We start from the raw sequence: 8120 nt of genomic DNA on the forward strand, positions 1-8120 counted from the left end.
TGGGCGACGGTGTGCGGCGTGCGCTGGGGCGTGAGCCGCGGGACTTCGCCGACTACGCCCGCGAGGCCGCCGCCTCCGGCGTGTGGAACGCGTGACCATCCGGAAGGGCAACACCTGCCGTCCGTACGGCAGTTCAGTAGATCGTCGGTGCCGGGCGGCACCGACCCCCTGACCAGCACCCGGCCGCGGCCGGGAGCGGTGAGGAGGCCGGCGGCCCGGACACCGGGAGAGTCCCCGCACCGGGCGGGGACCGGGGAGACCGAAGGAATACCCATGCGCTCGAACCAGACCGCGACCCCTGCTTCCTACACCGCTGCGCAGTCCTTCACCGGCCTCGCGCCGGGCGGCACGGCCCCGGCCGTGCCCGGCACCCGGAGCAAGGCCGCCGGCCCGCTCCTGGTGGGCGCCACCATCGCGATGGGCCTGATGGCCGGACTGTTCTTCGCCTTCGACGTCTCGGTGATGCCGGGCCTCGCGGAGGGCGACGACGGTACCTACGTGACGGCGATGCAGCACATCAACAAGTCGATCGACGGGAACGGGCTGTTCGGCCTGGTCTTCATCGGCGCCTTCCTCGCCACCGGCATCGCCGCCTGGCTCCAGCACAAGGCCGGCCGGCGGCAGGCGGCGCTCTGGGCGGCGGCCGCGACGCTGCTGTACGTGGTGGCGCTGATCGTCACCATGGGCGTCAACATCCCGCTCAACAACGAGTTGGCGGCGGCCGGCGACGCGGCGCAGATCCACGACCTCGCCGCCGTGCGGGCCAAGTTCGCGGACACCTGGGTCCCGGTCAACATGCTCCGCACCGCGCTCTGCGCCGGCGGCCTGCTCGCCCTGACCCGCTCGCTGGTGCTGCACGGCCGCGCCGGGCGCTGAACGCCGGCCACGCACAGGGCCCCCGACGGATCCCGTCGGGGGCCTTCGGCCTGCCGACGGGCAACTGTCGCCCGGCAGCCGCCACCCGGCGCCCGGCTGGCCGATTCCGTTCGCTCGCGACCGACGAAGGGTCGCGGCGGACGGGCCCGCGGGCGCAGACTGGCCGGTGCACGGGAGTTCCGACCGCAGGGGGCAGGCATGTCCGTACCACCCGTCAGGCGCAGGGCAGTTGGCAGGTTCCGGACCGCGATCGGCGCACTGGTCGTCGCCCTGGCGGCGGGAGCGGCGGTCACCCTGCCGGCCGCCGAGGCGCAGGCGGCCGGCGCCAAGGGCGGCAAGGTGGTCTACCTGACCTTCGACGACGGCCCCAGCCCCGCCTACACGTCCAAGGTCCTGGCGACGCTCGGCCGGTACGGGGTGCGCGCGACCTTCTTCGAGATCGGGCAGAACGTCTCCGCCCACCCCGCGGTGACCGCGCAGGTCGCCAAGCAGGGCCACAGCGTGCAGAACCACTCCTGGTCCCACCCGGACCTGAGCAGGCTCTCCGCGGCCGCGCTCAACGCGCAGGTGGCCGACACCGACAAGGTCATCCGCGCGCAGACGGGCCGTACCCCGAGCTGCCTGCGCCCGCCGTACGGCGCCGTCAACGGCACGGTGCGTTCGAAGGCCGCGGCACTCGGCAAGCAGGTCGTGCTCTGGTCGGTGGACCCGGCGGACTGGTCCCGCCCCGGCGCGGCCGCGATCAGGTCGCGGGTGCTGAACAACGTCCGTCCCGGTTCGGTGATCCTGCTGCACGACGGCGGCGGCGACCGCAGCCAGACGGTGGCCGCGCTGCCGGGGATCATCTCCACGCTCAAGGTGCGCGGGTACGGCTTCGCCACCCTCTGCGGCTGAGTCCGGTCAGCGGCAGAGGGTGGCGGCGGCGGGCGGCGCGGCCGGGCCCGCCCGTCGAGCGGGTCCGGGCCCGGTCAGCTCTGCCCGTTGAGGACGAGTGCCCAGGCGAGGCAGGCCAGGGCGCCGGTCGACAGCAGGGCGCGCAGCACGTTGAAGCGCACCCAGCGCGCCTCGAAGCGGCTGCGCACCGCGGCCGGGTCGGCGACCCGCTGGGCCGACCCGGCGGCTTCGAGCTCGTCGTTCAGCGGGATGTTGACCGAGCGGGTGACCCCGATCATCGCGACGTACAGCACCAGCGCGGCGATGGTCGCGGGCAGGACGTCGTGCCCGTCCGAGGGCAGGTGCAGGGCGACCGCCGCCGCGGTGGCGAGCAGGGCGCCGACGAAGCCGAGGACGAACCAGCCGTTCAGGATCGCCTTGTTGACGCGCTGCATGACCTCGATGAAGGTGCGGTCGTCGACCCGCGCGAGTGCCGGCATGACCGAGCACGAGTAGCCGTAGAACAGTCCCGCGGTCAGTCCACAGGTGACCGTGGCCGCCACCAGGACGAGTGTGCGTGCCGTTTCCATCGTCGTGAGCCCCTCACTTCTCGCAGCCGGTGTCGCCGTGCCGCGGTCGCCGTGTTCCGGTCCGTACCCCCGTGCGCAGATCATCCGGCATTCGGGCGGTGCGAGCCACCTCGATCACTCAAGAGTCTCTCAAATGACGAAGCGTCAAATGATGTCCCGCCGTCTACACTTGGCGTCATGGACACTCTGACGGGACTCCTCGACGGCCCCAAGGCCCGTGGCGCGTTCCTGCTGCGCTCCATCCTCACCCCGCCGTGGTCGCTGCGGATCGAGGACCGGGCCCCGCTCTCGGTGGTGACGATGGTCCGCGGCGACGCCTGGATCCTGCCCGAGCGCGGCACCCCGCTGCTGCTGCACCCGGGTGACGTGGCGATCGTGCGCGGCCCGGAGCCGTACACCGTGGCGGACGACCCCGACACCCCGGTGGACGTGATCGTCGGCCCGGGCCAGGTCTGCACCAAGGGCGGGGTGGACGTCTCCGAGGTGATGTCGCTCGGCGTCCGGACCTGGGGCCAGGGCCGGGAGGGCGACCGGGCCTCCTCGGTGGTGCTGTCCGGCACCTACCAGGCCGAGCACGAGATCGGCCAGCGGCTGCTCGGCTGCCTGCCCGCACTGCTGGTCCGCCCGGCCGGCACCGGTGCCGACGACACCCTGGTGCACCTGCTGGCCGCCGAGATAGGGCGCAACGAGCCCGGCCAGGAACTCGTCCTGGACCGCATCCTGGACCTCCTGGTGGTCTCCGTGCTGCGCGCCTGGCTGGCCGCCCCCGACTCCGGTGCCCCCGCCTGGTACCGCGCCCAGCACGACCAGGTGGTCGGCCCGGTGCTGCGGATGATGCACGACGACCCGGCCACCGCCTGGACGGTCGCCGAACTGGCCCAGCGGGTCGGGGTCTCCCGGGCCGGCCTGGCCCGCCGCTTCACCGCCCTGGTCGGGGAGCCCCCGATGGCGTACCTGGCGGGCTGGCGCCTGGCGGTCGCCGCCGACCTGCTGCGCGAGCCCGAGTGCACCGTCGCCTTCGCCGCCCGCAAGGTCGGCTACAGCAATGCCTTCGCCCTCTCGGCGGCCTTCAAGCGGGTGCGCGGCGTCAGCCCGCAGGAGCACCGCCGGACGGCGGCCACGGGCACCCCGTCGCAGCAGGCGGGCTTCTCGGGGCCGGCGGAGACGGTGATCCTGGCGGGCTGAGCGGGCTGAGCGGGCTGAGCGGGGTGTTTCCATTTGCCTAATCCATTTAGGCAATCCCATACTGTCCGTAGGAAGCCGACGCGACCGTACGGGAGAACGTACATGGCAAGGGCAGGGCTGACCGTCGAACGCCTGGTCGTCGCGGGCGCCGAGCTCGCCGACCAGGTCGGCTTCGACCAGGTGACCGTCGCCGCGGTCGCCCGCGGCTTCGGCGTCCAGACGGCCAGCCTCTACTCCCACGTCAAGAGCTCCCACGACCTCAAGACCCGGATCGCCCTGTACGCCCTGGAGGAACTCGCCGACCTCGTCGCCGACGCCCTCGCCGGACGGGCGGGCCGCGACGCCCTCGCCGCCTTCGCGGACGCCTACCGCGATTACGCGGCCCGCCACCCCGGCCGCTACGACGCCACCCGGCTGCGCCTGGACGCCGCGACGGCCGCCGCCAGCGCGGGCGTCCGGCACGCCCAGATGACCAGGGCGATCCTGCGCGGCTACGACCTGGGCGAACCGGAGCAGACCCACGCGGTGCGCATGCTCGGCAGCGTCTTCCACGGCTACATCAGCCTGGAGGCGGCCGGCGGCTTCAGCCACACCGCCGTCGACCCGCGACAGTCCTGGGACTGGATCATCGACTCCCTCGACGCCCTGCTGCGCGCCGGCGGGCCCCGTACGACCGGTTGATCCACCCCCTCCGCACGCCCCGACGAACCGAAGAGCAGCACCATGACGACGATCACCACCCCCGTCACCGAGGCCCTCCTCCACGGCCACCTCGACCTCGAACACACCGCCCGCGGCCTGCTGCCGCACCGCCTGCCCGCCGCCGCCCGCCGACGGATCCCCGACGAGCAGCTCGCGATGGCCGAGTCCCAGCCCTCCGGCGTCCGGCTCGCCTTCCGCACCCGCGCCACCACCGTCACGCTGCACGCCGTCCCCACCAAGCGCGCCTACCCGGGCGTCCCGAACGTCCCGGACGGCGTCCACGACCTCCTGGTGGACGGCCGGCTCACCGCGCAGAGCACCGTCCCCGGCGGCAACCTGCGCACCGTCGACCTCGCCACCGGCCGCTTCGAACTGACCGAAGGACCGTCCGGCAGCGCCCGGTTCACCGGCCTGCCGGAACGCGACAAGACCGTCGAGATCTGGCTCCCGCACACCGAGACCACCGAACTGATCGCCCTCGACACCGACGCCCCGATCGAGCCGATCCCCACCGGCAGCCGCAAGCACTGGCTGCACCACGGCAGTTCGATCAGCCACGGCTCCAACGCCGCCCACCCCACCGGTACTTGGCCCGCCCTGGTGGCCAACGGCGCCGGTCTGGACCTGACCAACCTCGGCTTCGGCGGCGGCGCCCTGCTCGACCCCTTCACCGCGCGCGCCATCCGCGACACCCCCGCGGACCTGATCAGCCTCAAGCTCGGCATCAACCTGGTGAACACCGACCTGATGCGGCTGCGCGCCTTCACCCCGGCCGTCCACGGCTTCCTGGACACCGTCCGGGACGGCCACCCGACCACACCGCTGCTGGTCGTCTCCCCGCTGCTCTGCCCGCTCCACGAAACCGTGCCGGGCCCGCTCGCCCCCGACTTCAGCAGCGGCACCCTGCGCTTCCGCGCCACCGGCGACCCCGCCGACGTGGCCGCCGGCCGGCTCACCCTCACCGTCATCCGCGCCGAACTGGCCCGCATCGTCGCCGAACGCCGGGCCGACGGCGACCAGCACCTGCACCACCTGGACGGCCTGGCCCTCTACGGCGAGCCCGACCACGACGCCCACCCGCTCCCCGACGGCCTCCACCCCTCCCCGGAGGCCCACCGCCTCATCGCGGAACGCTTCGCCGAGCTCGCCCTCGCCCCCGGAGGCGCCCTGGCACCGTGACCCGCCGCGGTCACCCTCCCGCCGGAGCGACACGGCGGACCAGTGGCCGCGGACCTACGAGCAGTGGCAGCAGCTCCACCGGGTGCGGCGGGCGACCTGGCTGTGCCGACGCTGCCGCGTCGTGTTCCTCCCCGCGGCGTCGTTCCGCGCCGACTCCGCCGGATCCTCCGCGCTTCCCGTGGCGCACTGTTCGCAGTGGTCGGTGGCCGTCGCGCGCCAGGACGACCGCCCCGGCGCCCCGACCACCTCGGCCTGACCGCCCACCCGGCAGCCGGCTCCCCGGAGGCCGCCCGGCTCGGCCCGGCGGCACGGCCGCAGTGGGCCCCGGGACGGCGCGTGTCGCCGAATCACCGGCCCGGGTACGGCCCTTCCCCGCGCACCACCCGGAACGGAGTGAAACCCCCACCGCCCCGCCCCTCGTTCGGCACCGGCCGTACCGGTGCCGAGCAAGGGGCGGGGCGTGGACGGTCCACAGGCGGCAGGGCGTCTCATGCGGCGGCCGCCCGGGACGGCGGGAGCGCGAGCGCGGTGACCACCGTGCCGCGGTGCACGCCCCAGCTGCCGGTGCTGACGACCGGGTGGTGCGGGTGCCGGGCCGCGAACGTACCGTCGGCGTACACGGCGACGGAGATGGCCGCGAGCGGCGCCCAGGTCCCCGTCAGTGGATGGACGGCCTTGTAGGCGGCCTCCTTGGCGCTGAACAGGACCGTGTCCCAGGGGGCCCGGCCCTCCGGCAGCACGGCCAGGGCGCTGCGCTCGGCCTCGCTGCTGACCAGCTGGAGCACACCCCGCGGGAGTGGCCGCGCGGGCTCGGCGTCGATCCCGAGCGAGGCCAGCTGCCCGGTGCCGGCGACGGCGCAGGCCGTGTAACCGTCCGTGTGGGTGATGCTGCCCGTGACGCCCGCCGGCCACCGGGGCGCCCCGCCCGGCCCGGGCAGCAGCGGCACCGGCGGATGCCCGAGAGCACCGAGCACCTGGCGGGCGAGCGTCCGGGCGGTGGCGAACTGCCGGCGGCGGCGCGGGGACCGGTCCCGGATGTACGCCGCCTCCGACGGCAGCAGCCGGCCCTCGGACGGGACGCCGAAAGCCTCGGCACAGTGGACGTGGGGCGGGAGCAGCGCGGCCAGGACGCCGGCCGGGGCGGTGGTGATCACGGTCGTCAGCGGCCGGCCGCGACCAGCAGGTGGACGTGGTGCGCGATGTGCTGGGGAGTCTCCAGCGGCACCATGTGACCGGTGCCGGGAATCCGGTGCAGCTCGGCGTGCGGCAGCGCCGACGTGAGCTCCCGGCTGAACTCGGGCTTCACGATCTTGTCCTCGGTGCCGGTGATGACCGCGGTCGGCGCGGTGATCCCGGCCAGACCCGCGCGCTGGTCCATCTCCTGCGTCGACGCGAAGCACGCGGCCCGGGTCGCCGGCGACGTGGCCGCGAACAACCGGCGGTTGGCCTCCCGCGCCGACAGCGAAGCACCCGGCCCGTGCGTCCCACCGAGCAGCCGACGGCCCAGCCACGGCGTCCGCAGTGCCCGGCTGAACAGCTTCGACCCCATCATCCTGACCTCGCTCGCCGGCGTGCTCTGCCCGTGCGAGGCCGTCGACACGAGCACAAGACCCGCCAGCCGCCCGACACTTGCCCCGCCGTTCCCGGCCGGCAGCCCCGCCGCCCAGGCCAGCGCCGCGTACCCGCCGCCCGAGTGCCCCACCACCACGACCGGCCGCTCCGGCGTGGTGAGCGTCCCGACGACGGTGTCCAGGTCCCGCGCCAACCGCTCGATGCTGATCGGCTCCCGCCCGGACGTCGACGAGGCGTGACCGCGCTGGTCGTACGTGGCCACCGTGTGCCCGGCCGCCGCGAGCTGCTGCGCGGTGGCGTGCCAGACGGTCCGGGAGGCGGCCCAGCCGTGGACCAGCAACACCAGCGGCCGGCCCGGATCGGGCTCGCCCGGCTGGTGGACCGTGATGGCGAGGTGCGCGTGGTCGTCGGTCGTCGCGGTGTGGTCGGTGGTGGTGACGGCGTGCCGGGCGGGGAGCACGGGGATTTCGGTGACGGTCACTGGGGCCTCCTTCTCCGGTGGTGGTTCCTACTTCTGGTTGTCGAGGTGGCGGCGGAGGTTGCTGAGGGCGTGCTGGGTGGCGGTGGTGTGCTTGGTCGTGAGGTTCGTGAGCTTGTGGAAGAACTTGGCCAGGCCGTGCGGGTCGGTGGCGAAGGTGATCGTCAGCAGCGTCTGGGCGCCGTTGTTGTGGGGCGTGAGCCGATAGGTCGTCGTGCCCTGGAAGTGGCCGGTGTGGGACTGGGTGAGCTCGGCGTCCGGGACGACCTGCGTGGTGGTCGAGGTGAACCGCAGCTTGGGGCCGGGCTTTCCGACACCCGCCGGGTGGACGGTGGTCGTGGTGGTGCCGCCGGTCTGCTGCGGGCCGGTGGACCCGGGCCGGTGGGTGTTGTGCGGGTGCCACCACGTCGTCCTGCCGTTGAGCTCGTCGACGATGGCGTTCCAGACGGCGTGGGCGGGGTGGTTGAGGATGGTCCGGTCGGTGTGGTGAATGGCGCGCACGGGAAATCGGTCCTTGTGTTTGGTGGGTGTGGTGGGGGGGTTGGTGAGTTGTTGGGTTCTGTTTTTTGTTGTGGTGTGTGGTGTGTGGTGTGTTTTGGGGTTAGGGGAAGATGTTGTGGCCGGGGGTGAGGGTGTGGGTGGGGTCGTAGGTGTTTTTGGCGTTG

Annotated in this window: 10 protein-coding genes and 1 pseudogene; 7 read left to right on the forward strand and 4 right to left on the reverse strand. The window is 73.6% G+C overall.

Features of this window, described 5'->3' with window-relative positions:
* The 3 genes and pseudogenes from ACZ6EM_RS39940 to ACZ6EM_RS39950 form a co-directional block, all read left to right on the forward strand.
* A pseudogene (locus tag ACZ6EM_RS39940) lies at nt 1-95 on the forward strand (NmrA family transcriptional regulator); the annotation flags it as partial.
* Between the two features lie 178 nt (nt 96-273).
* Nucleotides 274-876 (forward strand): anthrone oxygenase family protein, encoded by a 603-nt coding sequence (locus tag ACZ6EM_RS39945; protein ID WP_359914103.1) that lies wholly within the window; start codon nt 274-276, stop codon nt 874-876.
* Nucleotides 877-1074: 198 nt separating this feature from the next.
* Nucleotides 1075-1770, forward strand: coding sequence for a polysaccharide deacetylase family protein (locus tag ACZ6EM_RS39950; protein WP_465774625.1), 696 nt, complete (start codon nt 1075-1077; stop codon nt 1768-1770).
* A 74-nt stretch (nt 1771-1844) separates the two neighbouring features.
* Here ACZ6EM_RS39950 and ACZ6EM_RS39955 read toward each other — a convergent pair whose 3' ends face one another.
* On the reverse strand, nt 1845-2339 hold the full coding sequence (locus ACZ6EM_RS39955) for an anthrone oxygenase family protein (protein WP_465774626.1): 495 nt from the start codon (nt 2337-2339) through the stop codon (nt 1845-1847).
* A 177-nt stretch (nt 2340-2516) separates the two neighbouring features.
* On the opposite strand from ACZ6EM_RS39955, the gene ACZ6EM_RS39960 reads away from it, so the two are divergent.
* The 4 genes from ACZ6EM_RS39960 to ACZ6EM_RS39975 all read left to right on the forward strand — a co-directional run bounded on the left by ACZ6EM_RS39960 (nt 2517) and on the right by ACZ6EM_RS39975 (nt 5661).
* On the forward strand, nt 2517-3524 hold the full coding sequence (locus ACZ6EM_RS39960; RefSeq protein ID WP_359914094.1) for an AraC family transcriptional regulator: 1008 nt from the start codon (nt 2517-2519) through the stop codon (nt 3522-3524).
* 102 nt (nt 3525-3626) lie between these two features.
* Nucleotides 3627-4205 carry a TetR/AcrR family transcriptional regulator gene (locus ACZ6EM_RS39965; RefSeq protein ID WP_465774627.1) on the forward strand — a complete coding sequence of 193 codons (579 nt, stop codon included), beginning with the start codon at nt 3627-3629 and terminating at the stop codon, nt 4203-4205.
* Nucleotides 4206-4247: 42 nt separating this feature from the next.
* Complete coding sequence (locus tag ACZ6EM_RS39970; RefSeq protein WP_465774628.1) at nt 4248-5405, forward strand: GDSL-type esterase/lipase family protein; 1158 nt, start codon at nt 4248-4250, stop codon at nt 5403-5405.
* Between the two features lie 121 nt (nt 5406-5526).
* Entirely contained in the window at nt 5527-5661 is a 135-nt protein-coding gene (locus ACZ6EM_RS39975) for a hypothetical protein (RefSeq protein ID WP_465774629.1), read from the forward strand.
* A 232-nt stretch (nt 5662-5893) separates the two neighbouring features.
* On the opposite strand, the gene ACZ6EM_RS39980 is transcribed toward ACZ6EM_RS39975, so the two are convergent.
* Genes ACZ6EM_RS39980 through ACZ6EM_RS39990 form a run of 3 tightly spaced genes read right to left on the reverse strand, consistent with a single transcriptional unit; the run spans nt 5894 to nt 7956 of the window.
* Nucleotides 5894-6559 (reverse strand): 4'-phosphopantetheinyl transferase family protein, encoded by a 666-nt coding sequence (locus ACZ6EM_RS39980; RefSeq protein ID WP_465774630.1) that lies wholly within the window; start codon nt 6557-6559, stop codon nt 5894-5896.
* Nucleotides 6560-6564: 5 nt separating this feature from the next.
* Entirely contained in the window at nt 6565-7458 is an 894-nt protein-coding gene (locus ACZ6EM_RS39985) for an alpha/beta fold hydrolase (protein WP_401055046.1), read from the reverse strand.
* A gap of 27 nt (nt 7459-7485) precedes the next feature.
* Nucleotides 7486-7956: an SRPBCC family protein gene (locus ACZ6EM_RS39990; RefSeq protein ID WP_401055045.1), complete on the reverse strand. Its 471-nt coding sequence runs from the start codon at nt 7954-7956 to the stop codon at nt 7486-7488.
* Between the last annotated feature and the right edge of the window lie 164 nt (nt 7957-8120).

The sequence above is a fragment of the Kitasatospora sp. NPDC041917 genome, from assembly GCF_055589745.1.